The following is a 19,759-nucleotide window of genomic DNA, read 5'->3' on the forward strand; positions in this document are numbered from 1 at the left end:
AGCTATTGCCTCTCAGCTGTTAGATTTAGAAAAAATATTGCATCAAGAAGCTGAGATTAAAGCTGGATACGCCCAATATCAAAGTCTACAATCTCAAGAAGAAGCTTTTGTTGTCAAATTTGAAGAACACACCCGCGCTGGGCAGACTCGCCAACAAAAGCAACAACAGCTTACCAAACAAATTCACGAAATCGAACGGCAACTGCAACAAGCCCAAGGGCAGTTAGAAGCTTTGCAGCAACAAGAGCGAGAAATTCAGCAAACTCTGACTAAATCAGGTGAAGTAGAAGCTGCTTTGTCACAACTAACCGCAGCCCGTCACCATGTTGCTCGTTTAGATCAACTGCAAATGCAAGTGACTCCGTTGTTGCAACAACGAGCAACTTTACAAAGCCAACTCGATCGCACTCATGCAGGTTTAGTAGCGCGACTTGAGCAACTCCAAAGTACTGAGAACCAATTGCAACGCCAGCAGCACCGCCAACCGCAACTGCAACAAGCTGTGATGGATGTGGGAATCCAGATTGAGGAACTGGAGAAAAAGCGGGTTTATCTGCAACGAGTCCAAGAAAAAGGGCAAGAAAGGCGGCATTTTATCGAACGTCTGCAAGCTCACCAACGGGATTATGAAAAACTGCTGGGAGAATTAGAGCAGAAATTACAAATGCTCCAAAATCCTGAAGCACTTTGTCCATTATGCGAGCGTCCTTTAGATGAACATCACTGGAGTCGGGTGGTAGAAAAAACCCAGGCTGAGTTGGAGGATACTCAAGGGCAGTTTTGGGTAGTGCGTGAACAAATGGCTGTGTCTGATCGAGAAATTCAGGTACTTAGGCAGGAATATCGCGAAATTTCGCAGCAATTGGCTGGTTATGATGGTTTACGCGAACAGCGAGGACAGTTGGCAGCCCAGTTAGAAGCGACAACTGATGTGCAACAACAGTTACAACAAATTGCTGCTGAAAAACAGCATTTAGAGCGATCGCTCCAAGCTGGTGATTACGCTCCCGATAAACAAGCCGAACTCCGGCAGCTAGACCAATATCTGCAACAAGCTAATTATAATGAACAAGATCACGCCTTAGCTCGCAGCGAAGTTGAACGGTGGCGATGGGCAGAAATTAAACTCCAGCAGATTAAAGATGCTACTAAGCGACAAGGGCAACTATTAGCCCGGAAACCTGAATTACAATCCCAAATTGCTCAATTACAAGCCAGAATCCAGCAGGATCAGACTGATTCTGAATGTGCTAAACAAATTGCGGCTCTTGAACGTCACATTACCGAAATTGGCTACAGTTCGGAGCAGCACAACAACCTGCGTATAGCTGTAAAAAAAGCTCAATCTTGGCATTTGCGGTATCAACAACTGCTATCAGCCGAGCAGCAGTATCCGCAACTCCAGACGAGATTGCAAGAGTTAGAGGAGTCTAGAAGCGCCAGAGTAACGGAGCGGCAGAAACTCGGCGGACAAATTGAAAGCATTATCCAGCAACTACAAGCAACAGCTAACCCATCTGCCCAAATTCAAGCTCTAGAGCAGCAGCTAGCAATACGCAGACGGCAACTCGATGAGCAAATAGCTAAGTTGGGGCGTTTAGAACAGCTAGCGCATCAACTGGAAACCCTGCAAATTCAGTATGAACAACAGCAGCAGCAATTACAATCTTGTAAGCAGGAATATCGTGTTTATCAGGAATTGGCGCAAGCTTTTGGTAAAAATGGTATCCAAGCACTGATGATTGAGAATGTGTTGCCGCAACTGGAAGCCGAGACAAATAAACTACTTTCGCGGTTGAGTGGTAATCAGTTTCATGTACAATTTATTACTCAAAAAGCTGGACGCAGTGCCAAATCAACCAAGAAAAATGCCAAGCTGATAGACACCTTAGATATTTTAATCGCCGATTCTAGAGGAACGCGATCTTATGAAACTTACTCTGGTGGGGAAGCCTTTAGAATTAACTTTGCCATCCGTTTGGCTTTGGCGAAATTATTAGCGCAACGGGCGGGAGCGGCGTTGCAATTGTTGATTGTGGATGAAGGTTTTGGTACACAGGATGCCGAAGGATGCGATCGCTTGATTGCCGCAATTAATGCGATCGCTTCCGATTTTGCCTGCATCCTCACTGTAACCCATATGCCCCACCTTAAAGAAGCTTTCCAAGCCAGGATTGAGGTGAATAAAACTCAAGAAGGTTCGCAATTGAGTTTGTCAATTTAACAGGAAGAATTCAAGAGTCAGGATTACCACCAACTAAAAATTTTTTTGACACTGTTATCGGGAATGCAATTGACTACTTTACCAAAACTAGTTTTATCGACTGCTTGACCGAAAGTTTTTCCGATATTTTTTCCTAAATCTCCTACTCCTAATAGAGCAGTTCCAATTTCTTCTCCGAGTGCCTCGAAACAACCCCGCTTTGCTTCCTTCTTAGCCTCCTCTGAACGATTTTTTTCTTTCAGAGCATTCACAAAAGTTACCTTTTTATCCTTTGGGAGTGCATAAGTAATTGTCTCCACGAGTGTTATCAAGTTATAGTTTTCATTAGCAGATACAGGAATAAGGGCTGTACTATCAATACCGAACTTTTCAGCAACGCTCTTACTTTTAGCATCAATGTTTTTTTGCTGCTGATGCCCAGGAACACAATTAGCTATGTCCCATTCTCTAAAGGGTTCAACTTTATCAACCTGATTCAGCACAATGATAAAAGGCTTACCTTGTTTCAAGTGAGGCTTAACGATGTTGTGATAAAATTCTTCATCAGAGCTAAAAGCTTTATCATCTGCTTTGAGAACCCATAGAACTAAATCAAATTCTGGTAAATGTTTAGAGTACAAGTCTTTATATTCAAGATCCCTTTCTCGACTTTCACCGATACCAGGCAAATCAACTAGTTTGATATTCCCTGAACCCACTCTTACAGAAATTTCCTGAAGCTTTCGTGTACAACTCTCAATATCACTGACAGGTGCAACATTTTTTCCAAAAAGGGCGTTACAGAGGCTTGACTTTCCTACACCTGTCTTGCCGAGAATACCAACTTTTGGCTCATAACTGAACGTTTGAGAAAGCCAATCTATAAGCTGTTTTACCTTTTCTTGTGGTAGTTGGCTAAACTGACTGAAGTGTTCTAATATATCTACCTGCATATTCATAATTAAGTACACTATTCTAAAGAAACGTTAGATATAGTGTTCCCAAAATCTATCTCATTTTAATTACCTCTAGGATGATATAGGCAGCTTCTTTTTCTCAATTTTGAATTCTTCTTCAATTGTATTTTACCCGTGCATCAAGACCATAGGAGCGGAGCATTTTCGTTAGCGTTTCTGCTTGGGCGCGATCGCTAAATGCCCCAGCATTCACATAATCACCTAGGTTGGATTGCTCTGTGACAGCATTGGGTATATATTGCTGCACTTTAGTCAGAGTATCATTACTAGAAATTGGCACTATTACTCTGTAAGGATTATTAGTAACTAATGTGTTGCCATTGGTAATAGGCACTACGTTATTAGTAGGAGGTAATACATAGCGATTAGTTTGAGGTGCTATATAGTCATTAGTAGGAGTTAATACATAGGGATTAGTCTCCCTGTAAGTGCCCCCAGTCGAATTATTCAACCCTAATGCTTCCCAAGTTTGCCAATCGACATTTCCAGTTGAATTAATTTGAGAATATTGCTGGAATGCAATCACCGATTGTCTAGTGTAATCGTTAAAATAGCCATCAGGATTGGTATTAGAGAAACCCATCTGCGACAAACGCTCTTGAACTAATCTGACATTTTCTCCGCGATCGCCTACAGTTAGATAATTTCTGCCTGGTTGTTGGTTAGCGTATCCACTTGTAGAGACTCTACGCACTGAGTCCAAAACTTGGGCATTAGCGATGCCATCAACAGGTAAGCGGTAATTTCGCTGGAATTGGATGACAGCTTCCCTGGTCATTGGGCCAATATTTCCAGTCGGATTAGTATTAAAATAACCTAACTGCCGCAAACGCACTTGGAGTTCTCTCACTTGTGGAGTCGAGAGACTTGATCTGGCTGGAGTTGGAGAGGAACCCATTAGTGCGTTCCAAGTTTGTCGATTCACAATCCCGTTAGTAGTGATGCGATAATTTCGTTGGAATGCAATTACAGCATCTCTGGTCATTGGGCCAAAATTCCCAGTGGGATTAGCATTCAAGTAGCCTAACTGCTGCAAACGCTGTTGCAACCTTGTTACAGATGCACCGGTTTTGCCTTGAGAGAGAACAGGATATTGACCACTTGTCGAACTGGTACTCCTACTAGAAGTTCTGTTTTGACACGCTCGTTGCAAGGCTCGTTGAGTACTAGCACCCACAACTCCATCAGCAGTTATTCTATTGGCTAGCTGGAATTTGATTACAGCATTTTGAGTCAAGCTAGCAAACTTACCACTCACGGGGCCGTTAAAGTAGCCTAACTTTTTTAAACATCTCTGGCTACTGCTAACTTCAGACCCATTGCTTCCTATTTTCTGGAGTGCCAAAACTTGCCCAGCAATACTCAAAAGCCCCATAATCAGCGCCACAGACAAAAGACGCATCGCTGCACCGCCAGATAACTTTTTCCAATTCAAAAATTTGAAATTAGCTACGGTAGCAACAACCTTGACGCTTTCGGATGCCTCGTAGACTGAGGCTGGCTTGGTTAAATAGCTATCTACCCCTGTTTTCACTTGTTTTCAGGACTTACGCAAACAATAGCCGAAAGCCTTATTTTCACATAGGGGCAATTGATGAATTGCCTCACAGTGTGCGTAGTTTTGCATAAATCTTAGTTTTTTCAAGTTATGACTATAGCAGAGTATACCATTTTTTATGTATAAGATTTTTTGTATAATTATTTATTTACAAATATAGCGCTTCTCACTTAAGTGCAATACAGACCTAACCCCCAACCCCTTACGCAAGGGGGGTTCTGGGATGGACAAAAGTGGGTCAGTGGCGATTTCAATGGAGATGGTAAAGATGACTTGGGCAACATCTTTAATGACAATGGACTAGCCAGTATTGATGCTCACCTATCCAGTAGCAGCTAAGTAGGTCGGCACAATTAAAGCTAACTGGCTAAGGCTGTCATTTGTCCTTCGTCATTTACAAGGGTTTTAAGCCTATTTACGTTTCGTAACATATTTATGTTTTTTCGCGCCAACTTACTTACTTCGGAATCGGTAGATGGGCGACTCAACAGGGGGGGTTCTGGGATGCCCAAAAGTGGGGTAGTGGCGATTTCAATGGAGATGGTAAAGATGACTTGAGTAACATCTTTAATGACAATGGACTAGCCAGTATTGATGCTCACCTATCCAGTGGTAGCAACTTCGGGATCAGTCGATGGGTGACTCAGCAAGGGGGGTTTTAAGGAAGCTAAAAGTGTGTAGTCCTTCTGTATTCTCTGATTTTTTAGTAGGACTTACGCAAAAACCCTCTCAAACTCTGATTCCTCTGTGGCCTCTGCGTCCTCTGTGGTTCGTTTTCCGTTGAAGTCCTATTTAGATTATTGTTCATCAAGTTTTTCAGTATTACCTGCTTTGACCCAACCTTCTTGTTGGCTATCTTCCAAACGAATCTTTTGCCAAGCTTTATCTTCGCTTTCTGACAAAACAATAATTTTTTGATTAAAACCAACCCCACCAATACGTTCAGCTTCTTGATTTGGTTGCGATCGCAAACTCAAGCCTTCAGCCCAACTAACACGTCCTCGGTAAGCTCCCGATGGTAATGGCTTTGATGATGGAGTAGCTTTCGGCGATTCTATGGGATTAGAGGTTGAGCTTGGAGAAGATTCAGTCTTTGTCCCAGATGTAAGGACGGGTTTACCTCCTCCAGGCTCGGTTGCTTTTGGGGCTTGGGCTTTCACCGAAGGGCTATCGTTAGAAAAAACTGGTTTGGCGGGGGGTATGCCGGTGCGATTCATGAAATAGAGTGCAACTGCAACGCCGCTACCGATTAACACAGCGATCGCTAAGAAAAACCCCAGTATAAACTTTGTTAAGCCAGACAACATAATTAACTATTGACTATGGATTTTTGACCAACTAATTATTGTAGCTACTGCTGAATAGACACCGACCGAATTTAAATATGCATTATCCAGAACCCTTATAAAGAGACGTAGCAGTGCTACGTCTCTACATTCTTTTCTAATGCGTTTACGTAGTCCGTCGGAGGCGATCGCTTAAAGGAGTGTGTTTCGATGCTAAACGCGCTCTCCCCGCCGCCGCCCATTCTTGGAGTTGCTGAATTTGCTCTACAGCAGTTCGCGCCAAGGGTATGATCTGACTGGCTGCTTCTAAAATGTCGTCATTAGCAAAATCTCGATTTTGGCTAAATCCTATATGCATCGCTTCAATTAAAGTTTGCTCAATCTCTGCCCCAGAAAAATCAGGCGTTTCGTATGCTAGCCTGTCGATGTCATAACTTTCTAAGTTATGGGGGCGCAGTCGGGATAAATGAACATCATAAATTGCTTTTCTCTCTTCTTGGGTGGGCAAACCCACAAAGAAAATTTCATCAAATCGCCCCTTACGCAGCATTTCCGGCGGTAAAGCTTGGATGTCGTTGGCGGTGGCGACGACAAACACGGGTGAGCTTTTTTCGGCTAGCCAGTTAATAAAAGTGCCAAACACACGGCTGGCTGTTCCTGCATCACCTTTGCTACCAAGTCCAGCAAAGGCTTTATCTATTTCATCAATCCACAAAATACAGGGAGCGAGGGCTTCAGCTACTTGGATCATTTGGCGAGTGCGAGATTCTGATTCACCCACCAAACCACCAAATAACCTGCCCACATCCAGACGTAGCAGAGGTAAATGCCAGTGGTGAGCGATCGCTTTTGCTGTTAACGATTTACCAGTTCCTTGAATACCCACCAACATTAAACCACGGGGGTGCGGTAATCCGTACTGTCGCGCCTTATCAGTAAATGAACCTCCCCGACGAATCAGCCAATCTTTCAAGTTATCGAGTCCACCTATATCAGAAATCTGCTCAGTGGCGGGGTAGAAGTCCAGGATTTGGGTTTGGCGGATAGTTTGGCGCTTTTCTTCCAAAACCAGATCCACGTCTTCTGGCTGCAATTCGCCGTGGGTAGCGATCGCTTTTGCCAAAACTCGGCGAATCCGTTCCATCGAAAGTCCTTGACAAGAGCGCACCAAATCATCTAAAACTTTGCCAGAAAGGGAGTTACTAGTACTTTGCAGTAAGCGTTCCACCTCAGTTTTAATTTCTGGGGCGGCGGGTAAGGGGAACTCGACGACTGTCAAAACTTCGGTTAAGTCATCAGGAATGGCGATGCGTGGTGACAGTAGGACAATATTTTTTGGTTGCGACTTGAGGAGTCGGGCGAGATTGCGGAGTTTGCGAGCGATCGCTACATCATCTAAAAAGCGATGATAATCTCGGAGAATCAATACCGCAGGTGCGGAGGCTGGTAATTTTTCGATAAATTCTAAAGCTTGTAACGGGTTACGTCGCCCAAAACCAACATCATTGGGGTTTCCTTGATAGCCATCGACAAAATCCCAAGTATACACTGGGCGATTACCCTGGTTAGTTGCTTCTTCTCGGATAGCTGCTTCAACCCGTTCTTCCTCATAGGTGGGAATATAAATCAAGGGGTAGCGGGCGCGTAGCAACAGTTTAAACTCTTCACGGAAGTTCATATTTGGCTGTGGTATTTATTCTTCTCTCATTGTTCAGGTTTGTATCGCCTCTCACAACTAAAAAACCAACATCTACCAGTTCATAGCGGTTGCCAGTGCGATCGCTCTTTTAACGTGTCGCGGAAATCCGCAAAATTTTCTGATAGGATTATTTGGTCTTGACCATCAATGCCGTAAGCGAAAACCAAGCTAATAGGTATATGTTGCAAGAAGATTTGGGTCTTGGGAACCAGGACTCCTGCCCTTGGAGGGAATGTCAGACCAATAGAATTACGCAGTTCTCTTGGCTATTCCCGATGAATTGGGAAGCCACGTCCGTCTTAGGTTGGGGTAGTTCACACTAGAAACCCGACTTCTTCAAGAAATCGGGTTCTATATAAATCTGATAAATTAACTAACTAAACTACTACATACCTTACTGTCCCGGAAGTTGCTTTTTCAGTGCTTCCAGAGAAGCCCAACGCTTATCAACTGGAGTTTTAGGATTATCATAAGTATCAACCGTGCTACTTACAGGAATACCTGAACAATTGCGATCGCACAATTGGCGTTGGGGTACTGCCAAGCACATCTGCTCATACAGCCATTCGTTGGGATAAAAATAACCATCGGGCGGTAAGCTTTCAAGCAAATCTTCCATAATCACTTCTCTTTCTAAAGGCAAGTCATTTAGCTGATTTGCGGTTTCGTCCAACCAGATGATTTCCTTCGTATCAAGCCCTAACCGTCGATTGTATTGCTGCAAACATCTGTTGCAGGTACAAGTAATAATAGTTTCTGCCTGAGCGGATACTTCCAGGTAACTGCCATGATGCTGCACGCGCACATGACCGCGAACAGGTGTCAAAGTTTCCAGACCAGGCAGAAATTCACTAACCTGAACTTCCTCTGTCCGCTCCGGGGCTTTAGTGAGCTGCGGAATATAAATTGCGTCCATAGGATTTGTGAGACATACTCACTAACATTTATCTTGATTAGGAGTAATTATACTGGTGTTGAATCTTTATTTTATCCCTTAAGAACAAGAGAAATTTTGAAATTATATATGGTTATGAGTTTTCAATTAACTCCAAACTTCAAACTCCTAACTCCTAACTCCTAACTCCTAACTCCTAACTCCTAACTCCTAACTCCTAACTCCTAACTCCTAACTCCTTCCAACGAAGCTGGACGGACAACCAGATGACGATGCGGTTCTTTACCGCGACTGAAGGTTTCTAAATCTCCAAATTCCTTCAAAAAGGTATGGACTTGACGCCGTTCAGCAGAACTGAGGGATTTGATTTCCACTTCTCTACCAGAAAAACGCACTTCATCGGCTGCTGCTTCTGCTAATGCGCGAATTTCGGCTTCTCTTTTGACCCGGTAGCCATTTAACTCAATGGTGTAAGAGGCTTGTTCTTCGGGGAGTTGGCTGAGGTTTAGAACTGAATTTGCTAGATATTGAACTGCATCTAACACAGAACCATCAGCACCAATTAATATCTGGATTTGTTCTGAAGTCAAGTTGGTTTGGTCAATTGTCAACCAGTAGTTATCTGGTTCTGGAGAATCGCCCTCTTGAGATTGGGTAGTTTCTAAATGACCCTGAATCTCAGCAGGTATTCCAGTGAGTTCCAGCAGTGTTTTTAACCACTGCTGACCTCGCTGCATTGGAATGTTGCTCATTATCCCCCTGTGGCCTTTTTCTTAGCACTTTTTGGTTCAAAGGGCAGTGCCTTTTGTTCTGTGACTGCTGCTTCTTTTTCCTGAGTTTCTACGATTTTTTGCAGTTCTTCTGGTAGAGGTTCGCGGGAGAGAAGATAAGTTTGTGCAGTTTGGAAAATATTACCAATCACCATATACATCAGCACCCCAGCTGGTAGGGGGAAAAACAAAAACATCCCAGAAAAGATCACAGGGGTGATTTTGTTTACTGTATCCTGCTGGGGATTGCCACCGCTAGAATTTTGCCCAGAAAGCATTTGGCTAACATAAAGGCTGATCCCAAAGAAAACGATCATGGCGACGATATCCCAGTGGATTGTGCCATCTGGATCAGTCGCGCCAACCCTACCTAAAGCATCAATGAATAGAAAGCCTTTGTCTGCTGCTAGTCCTGGAATTGTTCCTTGAATGGTAACTTCTCCCGGCTGTAAGGCTTCCACATTGCCCTGAGCATCAATTTTTATCTTATCTTCCCCTTTGGTGACTTTCCAATCAGGAATCAGTTTATTTTCTGGGTGTTCTGCTAAGAGTACCTGAAATGGTTTACCCTCAAGAGTCTGATACTGTATCTTAGTTTGTTCTCCCACAGCTAATTTGTTACCACTGGGAAGGATTGCAGCCACCTTAACGTGTTCCCCATCCGCAACGTAAATATTTTGAGGAGCAGTGGCAAAGGCTTGAGGTTGAATTTGTTCGATTTGTTCTGTGGGAACAATTTGCAGGTTAACGCTGTAGTTCACACCTGCGAAAGGCGAACCCCGCAAAGTGGCAAACAGAGCTAATAAGACCGGCATTTGTACTAGTAATGGAAAACAGCCTGCTAAAGGGTTGCCAAATTCTTTTTGGACATTGACCATTTCCTCCTGCTGCTTTTGCGGATCATCCTTATAGCGTTCTTTGACTTCTGCCATTCGCTTTTGCATCAGAGGTTGTACAATTCGCATCTTCCGCATATTGCGAATTGAGCCAGCACTCAGGGGATAGAGCGCGAAGCGGACTATCAGGGTCAAAGCAACGATCGCCAATCCGTAGCTAGGCACTATACCATAGAAAAAATCTATGATTGGCAGCATCACGTTGTTCGAGAGAAAGCCGATACCAAAATCCATTATTCTGAATTCAACCTGAGGTACTGTAAACTGAATCTAATTTATCTAAATACATGATTTATGGGCGACTATCTTTCGCTACGGATAGCCGCACATTTAAAAGAGGCATTGAGCATTGAGCATCGAGAATTGGTTATTAATTCTTTTCCCTCACTCCCTCACTCCCTCATCTCCCTCATCACTTGCTAGCAGCGCCACTATATTCGGGATTTTTCGCAGCAATTCTTTCGTTAATGTAGTCATAGACTTCCCGAAACTTGGGAATTGCCCGCAATTCTAAACGACTGCCGTTTTTTAGCGTTAACACCATATCTCCCCAAAAGCCAATGCCACGGGGAACTTTGACGACTTTGACAATTTCTGAGTAAATTACGTCAGTGCGATCGCGTCCCTGCCAACCTCCGATTACAGTAATTCGGCGATCGGTGATGCGGAAACGCAGCCACAAGGCTCTGACAATTGCCCCAACTGTCAACGGTATCCCGACAATGGTTAGCCCAATCAGCAGGTTGACAATTAAATCCCCACGATGGGGGCCACCTTCATAATATACGTCTTCACGAATTCCCATCGAACACCTCAGCTTGTGCCAACAACTGCTCTAATTCTTGCAGAAATTGTGGGCTTGCGCACTTAGATTCTGTTGCTGTGGGTTTGACAATGAACACTAGCCGCCATCCTGGTGATAATTTGGGCAGCAAATTAGATAAAACAGCAGTGATTTGCCGTTTGATTCGGTTGCGAACCACAGCCCTTTTGCTGACTTTTGTGCTTATGGAAATACCAATCCGCGTGCTGGCAAGACGTAGTGATTCAGTTGCTTGTGTAGTCTGGGTGACAGTTTCCAATGAAGGTTTTGTTGAACATAAAGGCTTTAAGGCTCTCAATGTTAGATAAGAGCCATGACGCCGAATTCCTTCCCGAAAAACTGCCTGGAAATCCTTACGGGATTTTAACCGATTTGCTTTGGGCAAAGCCACAGATGCTCTTTTAGCTTAATATGCCCTAAACGCTCAGACGGTGACGTCCCTTTTTTCTCCTAGCCCTAATCACGTTTCTGCCGTCTGGTGTCCGCATTCTGGCCCGAAAACCAGAGGTTCTTTTTCTCTTACGGCTAGTGCCGCCCAGTGTTCTTTTCATACTGTTCTCCTCTTAGCTGGCTTTTATAAAAACTCACAATCTCCTACTATATCACTTTATTAGGTAATTGGACATTAGACAATTCCGTTTTGGATTTGGGATTAAATCTAAAATCCAAAATCTAAAATTCTTAAACCTCATCTAAGTTGAGAACCATAGTTTTCGACCTCACCCTAAATCCCTCTCTCAGATATGGGTTACGGTGTATACACAAGTGACTTATTTTGGTCAAAGCGCTCTCAAACCTAACAAGAACAGCCCCAACTCTTGGAGGGAAGGGAAGCCAATCTTCAAAGCCCCTCTGTGCGTCGGAGAGGGGTTTGGGGAGAGGTCTGCCAAGTTGTGTATAAACGGTAGCCCAAATCTGGGAGAAGGGGTCGGGGGATGAGGGCAAATCCTTATTCATTAGAGTTGAACTACAGGTTTCAAGATCGACGTGGTTTAATTGATGCTCAAAATCCATGTTCCCATGTAGCGCAGTAGTGGCACATCGCCAGGAGAGAGGACTTGACAGTTAAAATAGTAAACTCCGCCGAAGGCTGGATTTTTCACGTTAGATAAAACTACTTCAACTGGGCTACCTGCTGGCACCGGCTCTTGGGGAAAAATATTAATGAGCTTACCTTCTTTGTCCCACTTCACCTCAGAAAGGGGAACTGCTTTGCCTTTGACTCGAACTTCAATGTTTTTTTGGTCAAAAGTCCCTTTGTAATAATCAGGGTAGGTAATGGCAAATTGACCAACTGCCAATTTCATTCTTTTGCCAGGAATCCTCAATATGTATCGATCCCAAGCATTAGCTTGTCCACCAAAATCTAACCGAAAGGGCAGCTGATTTTCGCTTTTGACGCCGCTAAACAGCGTAAATCCAGGCAAACTTTGCGCCCAAGTTAAGGCTGGTAATGCAGTAACCAAAAAGCTAGTCACGGCTAAAGCCGAAAGTAAACGTCGCATAATCAGGCTTCCTCTACTAAAATATAAATCTTTTATCTAAAATAACTGTGTGTTAGTATTCTTTACTAAACTTTACTACTGACTTCCTGACAATGGACGTTTAATTGGAATAAAAAGTGCCACATTCCCTAAAGTCGATGTGACGGTAAAATCACTTAGTGCTAGATTTAGCTGGCGTCCAATTTACTTGATTACCCTTACAGAGTGCTGATTTGATGACTATGTTGGTCAAATTTTGAACTAAATAGAAACACAGTCGGGATTGGATTGTGTTTCCAAATATGTATAAGTGTATCTAAATTTGAGAATTTTGTTATAAAACTTGAGCCGTGCCATGAGCGATCGCCAGTTAAGTTAGGCTAAATTGATTAAAACAAGTCGTAATCATTAAAATTTGATTGGGAAATTATAAAGCTTTCAAAAACTGGTCAATATTACTCTATAAGAAAGGAATACCAAAATTTCTCAATCCCGAAAATAAGCTGAAGATAAAGATGCAAAATTTGGGAATCAATTTAGGATGTGCAATACGTAACCCTGTTTGCAACTATCTGAAAATATGACATCTGCGAGCAGCAAAGTCAGGCTTTGCCTGGAAAGCTAAGAGTGGGAGAGGAAAAATTCAAGGTTCAATCTACAACTAAAAGTCATGGGTGATATTGCTGCGTAAGTGTTATGAGTGCGGCATACTCTCATCTAGACAATCGCTTACTTAGCAGAGATTAGGTATTTATCTTCAGGAGATTTCATGAGAATAGCAGTTGCTAAAGAAATTGAAGTTTGTGAACGTCGCGTGGCATTGATTCCTGACGCCGTTACCCGATTGGTAAAACAAGGTTTAGAAGTATGGGTAGAAGCAGGTGCGGGAGAGCGAGCTTTTTTCAGCGATCCTGCTTATGAAGCCGCAGGAGCCACGATAATCAGCGATGCTGCCAAATTATGGGGCGAAACAGATATTCTGTTGAAAGTTAGCCCACCGCAAGAGCGAGAAGATGGACGCTCAGAAATTGACTTGTTAAAGGAAGGGGCTATTTTAGTTAGCTTCCTCAATCCTTTAGGCAATCCGGTTGTGGCACAGCAACTGGCAAATCGGAAAGTCACAGCTTTAAGTATGGAGATGATTCCCCGTACCACCAGGGCGCAAAGTATGGATGCTTTGTCCTCGCAAGCTTCATTAGCAGGTTACAAGGCTGTATTAATTGCCGCAGCTGCGTTACCGAAATATTTTCCGATGTTAACCACAGCCGCAGGGACGATCGCTCCAGCGAAAGTATTCATTATGGGCGCTGGTGTCGCCGGATTGCAAGCGATCGCTACCGCCAGACGTTTGGGAGCAGTGGTAGAAGCCTTTGATATCCGTCCCGCCGTCAAAGAAGAAGTGCAAAGCTTAGGGGCAAAATTCGTTGAAGTCAAATTAGACGAAGAAACCGTCGCTGCTGGTGGTTACGCCAAGGAAATTTCTGAAGCTAGCAAACAACGTACTCAAGAAGTTGTTGCCGAACACATCAAAAATTCTGATGTGGTGATTACTACTGCTCAAGTACCTGGGAGACAAGCACCACGGCTTGTTACAGAAGAAATGGTGGCACAAATGAAACCGGGTTCAGTAATTGTAGACTTGGCTGCTGAACAGGGTGGTAACTGCGCCTGTACTGAACCCGGTAAAGATATTGTGTGGAACGGTGTGACAATTATCGGCCCCATCAATCTGCCATCATCGATGCCAATTCATGCCAGCCAATTGTATGCCAAGAACGTAACATCGTTGATACAACTGCTAATTAAAGACAAAGCTTTGCAGGTAGATTTTAGCGACGACATCGTTGATGCAGCTTGCGTTACCCACGCTGGTGAAATTCGCAATCAACGAGTGCGGGATGCGCTACAAGCTTTGAATGCTCAAGAACCGGCGGTTAATTAGGGAGATGAGGGAGATGAGGGAGATGAGGGAGATGAGGGAGATGAGGGAGATGAGGGAGTGAGGGAGTGAGGGAGAAGAATTAATAACCAATGCTCGATGCCCAATGCCCAATGCCCAATGCTCGATGCCCAATGCCCAATGCCCCATTCCCACTTACACAAGGAGTTTTGATTTCATGACAGAGGCATTACTTGCTGCTTTGTTTGTATTTGTTTTGGCATCTTTTATCGGCTTTGAAGTCATCAACAAAATCCCACCGACTTTACACACGCCTTTAATGTCAGGCTCAAACGCGATTTCGGGCATTGCGGTACTGGGAGCAATAGTTGCTGCTGGTGCGAGAGAAACGAATGTGTCCGTAATTCTTGGTTTGATTGCTGTGGTATTGGCAACAGTCAACGTTGTCGGTGGTTTTTTAGTGACAGACAGAATGCTGCAAATGTTCAAGAAGAAGGAGATTAAGGCGTGAGCGACTTTTTACCAACTGGGATTCAGCTGACGTACTTAGTCGCTGCATCGTTATTCATTCTCGGCTTGAAAAAGCTGGGATCACCTGCTACAGCGAGGAACGGTAATATCATAGCGGCTGTGGGGATGTTACTGGCGATCGCCGCGACAATGCTTGATCAGCACGTGTTGAACTACGAGATGATATTGTTGGGCTTGGCCATTGGATCGGCAATTGGTGCGATCGTTGCCTACAAAGTCCAAATGACCGAAATGCCTCAAATGGTGGGTTTACTAAACGGTTTGGGCGGTGCAGCTTCGGCATTAGTCGCTGTTGCCGAATTTTGGCGGTTATTAGATAGTTCTCAGGCGATACCCCTAGATGTGAACATTTCCATGCTGTTGGACGTGTTAATCGGTGGTGTTACCTTCACAGGTAGTTTTCTCGCCTTTGCGAAATTGCAAGGTTTAATTAGCGGTTCCCCGATTACATTTCCTTTCCAGCAACCATTTAACCTGTTGCTTCTGGGTGCTTATATAGTAGGTAGTGCCTATTTAATCATCACACCAGATAGCTTACCCATATTCTTGGGAGTGGTTGGCGTTTCTTTAGTGCTGGGCGTGATGTTTGTCATCCCCATTGGCGGGGGCGATATGCCAGTGGTAATCTCACTGTTGAACTCCTTGTCAGGTGTGGCGGCGGCGGCGGCTGGATTCGTGGTGATGAACAATATGTTAATCATCGCTGGTGCTTTGGTAGGAGCATCCGGCTTAATCCTCACCGAAATTATGTGTAAGGCGATGAACCGTTCGTTATTTAGTGTGCTGTTCAGCGCTTTTGGTACAGGTTCTAGTTCTGGTGGTGCTGCTGCTAGTGGTGGTGCAAGTGATCAAACTGTCCGCAGCATCGATCCTGAAGAAGGAGCGATGATGTTGGGTTATGCCCGTTCTGTGGTAATTGTGCCTGGTTATGGTATGGCAGTTGCTCAAGCGCAACATAGCGTCCGGGAATTGTCAGATCAATTAGAAAAAATGGGCGTTGATGTCAAGTATGCCATTCACCCTGTTGCTGGGAGAATGCCGGGACACATGAATGTGTTGCTGGCGGAGGCAAATGTGCCTTATACGCAGCTGTACGATATGGATGATATTAATCCCCAGTTTGAGCAAGCGGATGTGGCTTTAGTAATTGGGGCAAATGATGTAGTAAATCCGGCGGCGCGGAGTGATACAAATAGCCCGATTTATGGTATGCCGATTTTGGAAGTTGATCGGGCGAAGCAGACGATTGTCATTAAGCGCGGTATGAGTACGGGTTTTGCTGGTGTAGATAATGAGTTGTTCTACAAGGATAAAACTACGATGCTTTTTGGTAGCGCGAAGGATATGGTGGCGAAGTTGGTTTCGGAAGTGAAGCAACTTTAACGAACCGCAGAGGCGCAGAGGGCGCAGAGTAAAGGAAGAATTAGAGAGTTGGCTTGCCTTGGGGGTTGATATTCTCAGGGCAAGTTTTTTGTTGAGGAATTACCTCATGAAAAAAAGTGGTTTATTATATAGGGCTAGGACTTACGCATTGATATAAAAGTCAAAATAGAAGATATAATTTTCAGCGCTTCTAACTTGATTTTTCTATTCCTCACCAAGCGATCGCAACCAACAAAAGGGTTTTATCAAACCCTGAAATAACGTCTTTACGTTGATATATAAGATGATTTGTTTGTACAGTGCATAATTTCTATTATAAATGAACTATTAAGATATTAAATGAGTTTAATTACATTAGACGATTGGCGAAATATAGCTATCATCATAGGAACATTTGTTGCTCTAGTTACCTTGATGAAAGGTATTTACGAATATACGCGTCAACTAGCCCAAAAACGAAGCGAACAGTACGCCGAAATGCGGAAGCGTTTTAGGGAAAGTGAAGTCATACCCAAACTAATTGGTATGCTTGAGACAGATGACTCAAATTTAGCAGAAGTTTCATGGTCGGAAAAAGTTGAATTACTGGGGTTTTATGAGGATATTGCCTTAATGGTAAATTCCGGGATTATAAAACGTCATGTTCCTTTCTATATGTTTGGGTATTATGCTCTCCGTTGTTGGGAAAGCGAGTATTTTTGGTATGATGTCAATCGAGACAGCCCATACTGGTCGCTATTTCGGAATTTTGTCAAGGAAATGAAGGCTATCGAAGAACTATTTGTTGAAGACTCGTTTGTCTTTGATCCCAAAAAGTACCGTTTTTAGTATTTTTTAGTCTGTTACTGAAAATGAAGAGTATTTTAAAAATGCTATCTTCTGACTCTGTTTTCTCTGCGCCTGAAGTGGTTCGTTAAAAAAAGCGTTGGCGTTCGCGTAGCCTCTCCAAGAGTTGGCATTGCCAAATCTCCACAGTGCGATCGCTCTCTTCATCCTCTGTGTTCTCTGCGCCTGGAGTGGTTCGTTAAAAAAGCGATCGCTCGGTTCATTTTCTAAATTTTTTGCCATTCTCTAGCATCAATAAAAATAGATAGATGTTTTTTATTACTTATGGCAATAATAACCTCATGCCCATAATTAGCAACTAAAATAGATTGAGATGCCAAAATTACATCACCATCTAAAGCTTTATTATCTGCTGTAGATTTACCTTGATTTCGGACTTTGGCCCATAACTCTGCTGCTTTCAACATAACTTCTGTTGTAATAGGAAGATAGATAATTTCTGACTTGAGTTGATTAAGTTTTCTAATTCCTGATAATTTATTTGCCCTTAACAATTCCCGTCTAATTTCATAATCTATAATTTCTGGTAAAATAACTTCAAATCCTCTCTCAAATAGCGTATAAAACCATTCTTGACATTGGACAGCTAGAGGCGTTGCTTTTGGATTAGTAATTAATCCCACAGGTGCAGAATCTAAGATAATAACCTTGCTCATCCTATTTTAAATAGAAATACCTTTCATAGATTCAATAATTTCTAAGGTTTCTTGTTGTTCTTCTTGTTCATCTAACTCATTCCATAACTCAAATATTTTTTTGATGTTTGTTTTCCTTTCTTGTTGTTTGACGGCATCGCTATGATTAATTTCATTAAGAGCATTTTCCCAGTTATTTAATGATGTTTGTTTCATCGTCACGCTTTTACGAAATAGACGTACAAATTGCAATAACTCTGGTAGATATTCTTCTGGAGTTTGTTGAATTTCTAATAATAGTTCAGCGCGGGGTGTAGTTGATGATTGTGCTGTGAGCGGTTGATTATTGTTCATAAATACCTTGCAAGTAGATAATTTAAAAACACGAGTAGATATTAATCAGTTTTAGCACTGGTAGTTATATTATATTTTAGCGTGAATGGCTATTTTAGTTTCTTTCCAATCTGTGACTGGGACAATAACCTTCAAAGGCAAAATCCCAATAGCATTATCATTAACTATGATACAAGGACGTTTTTTGCTAATTTCTGTCCCTACTGTTGGATCTAAATTAACTAACCAGACTTCACCTCTGTACATAATTATCTGAATTGTGGAAGTCTTCATCTCGATAGTAGCAAAAGTCTTCTCCCTCTAAGTCAGAGAATATATCTAATTCACTACCAGGTGCATAATCTGGAATAGCTGTCATTGCGGAAGCGTGTTAATTGGCGTTTTTGCTCATCTTTGGTAAGTGAGTGTTTTTCTTGAAGAACCAATTGCAGGGCTGATTCAGCTATCTTTAGCTGATCGCTTATGCTCAAACTTGGAAGTGCTTGGAGAATTTCTTTGATTTGCATATAAGTTTATAGAGTCGAGCTATTATTGATCCTAATCAAAATATGGCGTTTACAGTGTGCGTTAGCATAACTTACCGCAGGTATCCCCTCTTTTCTCCTTCCTCTGTGTTCTCTGCGCCTCTGTGGTTCGTTAAAAAGAGCGATCGCTAGATATCCAGCGTGCGATCGCTCTCTTCTGACTCTGTGTTCTCTGCGGTTCGTTAAAAAGAGCGATCGCACAATTCCACAAAGTAACTAATTTGACTCACTTTGGAAAATATCGATAAATATCTTTACGATGTAGCACACGCTGAAATATTAGTGTTTCAGCGTCAAATATAATCCCGATCCGATAATCACCTATACGAATACGATAAATATCATCATATCCTTGCAGCTTTTTAATGTTAGTAATTTCGTCAAAGTTAGCTATTTGTGGTATTTCTTCAAAAGCAAGTACTTTAATAGTCTCATAGTAAGGTGTACTTTTTAGTGCTTTTAAATCTTTAATAAAGCTGGATAGATACTGGGTATTCACTCTCTTTCTAATTCCGCTAACGCCTCATTAATATTTAATGGTGTTTCTTGTTGTACTTCCTTGATTGCTAATATCAATCCTTCATCTTCAATTACTTCTAATAAGCGTAGATAGTCTGGAAAATCTATAATTACTTTACGAATGTTACCTTGAGTATCTGTGATTAATTCTTGAGCAAATGGGTATTGATCGATTTTCATTTGGGTATTAGTGCTTGTAATCATAGAGAATTTGATTACCTTTACATAGTACAAGTATAGAAGATTTTGAGTAGGCGATCGCTTCGCTGCAACTTTGCGCGAAACAAAAAAGTGATATCCGAAACTCCCGCGATCGCAACTCAACCACCACAATAGGATCATCATCTTCTGACTCTGTGTTCTCTGCGCCTCTGTGGTTCGTTAAAAAGAGCGTAGGCGAAGCCCGCCGTTCGCGTAGCGTCTCTAAGAGTTGGCATCGCCTGCAAAATCTCTAGTGTGCGATCGCTCTGCAATAT

At 42.8% G+C, this 19,759-nt stretch carries 24 protein-coding genes and 1 pseudogene; 5 read left to right on the forward strand and 20 right to left on the reverse strand.

The features are described 5' to 3' along the window. Positions 1 to 2,224, forward strand: a 2,224-nt coding sequence (locus tag LC605_RS07835) for an SMC family ATPase (RefSeq protein WP_229547005.1), incomplete at its 5' end; no start/stop codon positions are given. 23 nt (positions 2,225 to 2,247) lie between these two features. Here LC605_RS07835 and LC605_RS07840 read toward each other — a convergent pair. From LC605_RS07840 to LC605_RS07890, 12 genes are all read right to left on the reverse strand, one after another. Then, positions 2,248 to 3,162: a GTPase family protein gene (locus tag LC605_RS07840; RefSeq protein WP_229547006.1), complete on the reverse strand. Its 915-nt coding sequence runs from the start codon at positions 3,160 to 3,162 to the stop codon at positions 2,248 to 2,250. 115 nt (positions 3,163 to 3,277) lie between these two features. Continuing rightward, the gene (locus LC605_RS07845) at positions 3,278 to 4,714 is read right to left on the reverse strand and encodes a peptidoglycan-binding protein (RefSeq protein WP_229547007.1); all 1,437 of its coding nucleotides are present in this window, start codon (positions 4,712 to 4,714) and stop codon (positions 3,278 to 3,280) included. Positions 4,715 to 5,535: 821 nt separating this feature from the next. Then, entirely contained in the window at positions 5,536 to 6,045 is a 510-nt protein-coding gene (locus LC605_RS07850) for an SH3 domain-containing protein (RefSeq protein WP_229547008.1), read from the reverse strand. 145 nt (positions 6,046 to 6,190) lie between these two features. Beyond that, positions 6,191 to 7,702, reverse strand: coding sequence for an AAA family ATPase (locus LC605_RS07855; protein WP_229547009.1), 1,512 nt, complete (start codon positions 7,700 to 7,702; stop codon positions 6,191 to 6,193). Between the two features lie 80 nt (positions 7,703 to 7,782). After that, positions 7,783 to 7,911: a hypothetical protein gene (locus LC605_RS32850; protein WP_267868461.1), complete on the reverse strand. Its 129-nt coding sequence runs from the start codon at positions 7,909 to 7,911 to the stop codon at positions 7,783 to 7,785. Between the two features lie 206 nt (positions 7,912 to 8,117). Continuing rightward, positions 8,118 to 8,639: a DUF177 domain-containing protein gene (locus tag LC605_RS07860; protein WP_229547010.1), complete on the reverse strand. Its 522-nt coding sequence runs from the start codon at positions 8,637 to 8,639 to the stop codon at positions 8,118 to 8,120. Positions 8,640 to 8,842: 203 nt separating this feature from the next. Next, positions 8,843 to 9,370, reverse strand: a complete 528-nt coding sequence (locus LC605_RS07865; protein WP_229547011.1) for a R3H domain-containing nucleic acid-binding protein — start codon at positions 9,368 to 9,370, stop codon at positions 8,843 to 8,845. Continuing rightward, positions 9,370 to 10,518 (reverse strand): membrane protein insertase YidC, encoded by a 1,149-nt coding sequence (gene yidC / locus LC605_RS07870; protein ID WP_229547012.1) that lies wholly within the window; start codon positions 10,516 to 10,518, stop codon positions 9,370 to 9,372. The genes LC605_RS07865 and yidC overlap by 1 nt, the downstream gene beginning before the upstream one ends. Positions 10,519 to 10,696: 178 nt before the next feature. Next, positions 10,697 to 11,089 carry a PH domain-containing protein gene (locus LC605_RS07875; protein ID WP_229547013.1) on the reverse strand — a complete coding sequence of 131 codons (393 nt, stop codon included), beginning with the start codon at positions 11,087 to 11,089 and terminating at the stop codon, positions 10,697 to 10,699. Further along, positions 11,076 to 11,498 carry a ribonuclease P protein component gene (gene rnpA, locus LC605_RS07880; RefSeq protein ID WP_229547014.1) on the reverse strand — a complete coding sequence of 141 codons (423 nt, stop codon included), beginning with the start codon at positions 11,496 to 11,498 and terminating at the stop codon, positions 11,076 to 11,078. Before rnpA ends, LC605_RS07875 begins: the two co-directional genes overlap by 14 nt. Positions 11,499 to 11,523: 25 nt before the next feature. After that, on the reverse strand, positions 11,524 to 11,658 hold the full coding sequence (rpmH, locus tag LC605_RS07885; RefSeq protein ID WP_012408291.1) for a 50S ribosomal protein L34: 135 nt from the start codon (positions 11,656 to 11,658) through the stop codon (positions 11,524 to 11,526). Positions 11,659 to 12,099: 441 nt separating this feature from the next. Then, on the reverse strand, positions 12,100 to 12,612 hold the full coding sequence (locus LC605_RS07890) for a DUF2808 domain-containing protein (RefSeq protein ID WP_229547015.1): 513 nt from the start codon (positions 12,610 to 12,612) through the stop codon (positions 12,100 to 12,102). Between the two features lie 748 nt (positions 12,613 to 13,360). On the opposite strand from LC605_RS07890, the gene LC605_RS07895 reads away from it, so the two are divergent. Further along, on the forward strand, positions 13,361 to 14,533 hold the full coding sequence (locus tag LC605_RS07895) for a Re/Si-specific NAD(P)(+) transhydrogenase subunit alpha (RefSeq protein ID WP_229547016.1): 1,173 nt from the start codon (positions 13,361 to 13,363) through the stop codon (positions 14,531 to 14,533). Here the strand turns inward: LC605_RS07895 and LC605_RS07900 are convergent. Then, on the reverse strand, positions 14,530 to 14,694 hold the full coding sequence (locus LC605_RS07900; protein ID WP_229547017.1) for a hypothetical protein: 165 nt from the start codon (positions 14,692 to 14,694) through the stop codon (positions 14,530 to 14,532). The two genes, LC605_RS07895 and LC605_RS07900, sit on opposite strands and share 4 nt — an antisense overlap. 14 nt (positions 14,695 to 14,708) lie before the next feature. On the opposite strand from LC605_RS07900, the gene LC605_RS07905 reads away from it, so the two are divergent. The 3 genes from LC605_RS07905 to LC605_RS07915 all read left to right on the forward strand — a co-directional run bounded on the left by LC605_RS07905 (position 14,709) and on the right by LC605_RS07915 (position 17,233). Further along, positions 14,709 to 15,002 carry an NAD(P) transhydrogenase subunit alpha gene (locus LC605_RS07905; protein ID WP_229547018.1) on the forward strand — a complete coding sequence of 98 codons (294 nt, stop codon included), beginning with the start codon at positions 14,709 to 14,711 and terminating at the stop codon, positions 15,000 to 15,002. After that, complete coding sequence (locus LC605_RS07910; RefSeq protein ID WP_229547020.1) at positions 14,999 to 16,405, forward strand: NAD(P)(+) transhydrogenase (Re/Si-specific) subunit beta; 1,407 nt, start codon at positions 14,999 to 15,001, stop codon at positions 16,403 to 16,405. Before LC605_RS07905 ends, LC605_RS07910 begins: the two co-directional genes overlap by 4 nt. A gap of 339 nt (positions 16,406 to 16,744) precedes the next feature. Beyond that, on the forward strand, positions 16,745 to 17,233 hold the full coding sequence (locus LC605_RS07915) for a hypothetical protein (RefSeq protein WP_229547021.1): 489 nt from the start codon (positions 16,745 to 16,747) through the stop codon (positions 17,231 to 17,233). 6 nt (positions 17,234 to 17,239) lie between these two features. Here the strand turns inward: LC605_RS07915 and LC605_RS07920 are convergent, their stop codons facing one another. From LC605_RS07920 to LC605_RS07945, 7 genes and pseudogenes are all read right to left on the reverse strand, one after another. Next, a complete protein-coding gene (locus tag LC605_RS07920; RefSeq protein ID WP_229547023.1) occupies positions 17,240 to 17,473 on the reverse strand; it encodes a hypothetical protein in 234 nt (77 codons plus the stop codon). After that, a complete protein-coding gene (locus tag LC605_RS07925; RefSeq protein ID WP_229547024.1) occupies positions 17,458 to 17,907 on the reverse strand; it encodes a nucleic acid-binding protein in 450 nt (149 codons plus the stop codon). Before LC605_RS07925 ends, LC605_RS07920 begins: the two co-directional genes overlap by 16 nt. 6 nt (positions 17,908 to 17,913) lie before the next feature. Continuing rightward, positions 17,914 to 18,240, reverse strand: a complete 327-nt coding sequence (locus LC605_RS07930; protein ID WP_229547025.1) for a hypothetical protein — start codon at positions 18,238 to 18,240, stop codon at positions 17,914 to 17,916. A 99-nt stretch (positions 18,241 to 18,339) separates the two neighbouring features. Further along, positions 18,340 to 18,486: pseudogene (locus LC605_RS07935) on the reverse strand (type II toxin-antitoxin system PemK/MazF family toxin); the annotation flags it as partial. Beyond that, on the reverse strand, positions 18,473 to 18,598 hold the full coding sequence (locus tag LC605_RS32855; protein ID WP_267868462.1) for a hypothetical protein: 126 nt from the start codon (positions 18,596 to 18,598) through the stop codon (positions 18,473 to 18,475). The pseudogene LC605_RS07935 and the gene LC605_RS32855, both read right to left, overlap by 14 nt. 392 nt (positions 18,599 to 18,990) lie before the next feature. Next, entirely contained in the window at positions 18,991 to 19,263 is a 273-nt protein-coding gene (locus tag LC605_RS07940) for a type II toxin-antitoxin system RelE/ParE family toxin (RefSeq protein WP_229547026.1), read from the reverse strand. Continuing rightward, the gene (locus LC605_RS07945; protein ID WP_229547027.1) at positions 19,260 to 19,628 is read right to left on the reverse strand and encodes a hypothetical protein; all 369 of its coding nucleotides are present in this window, start codon (positions 19,626 to 19,628) and stop codon (positions 19,260 to 19,262) included. Before LC605_RS07945 ends, LC605_RS07940 begins: the two co-directional genes overlap by 4 nt. Between the last annotated feature and the right edge of the window lie 131 nt (positions 19,629 to 19,759).

This window comes from Nostoc sp. CHAB 5836 (assembly GCF_020829445.1).
Lineage (GTDB): Bacteria > Cyanobacteriota > Cyanobacteriia > Cyanobacteriales > Nostocaceae > Nostoc.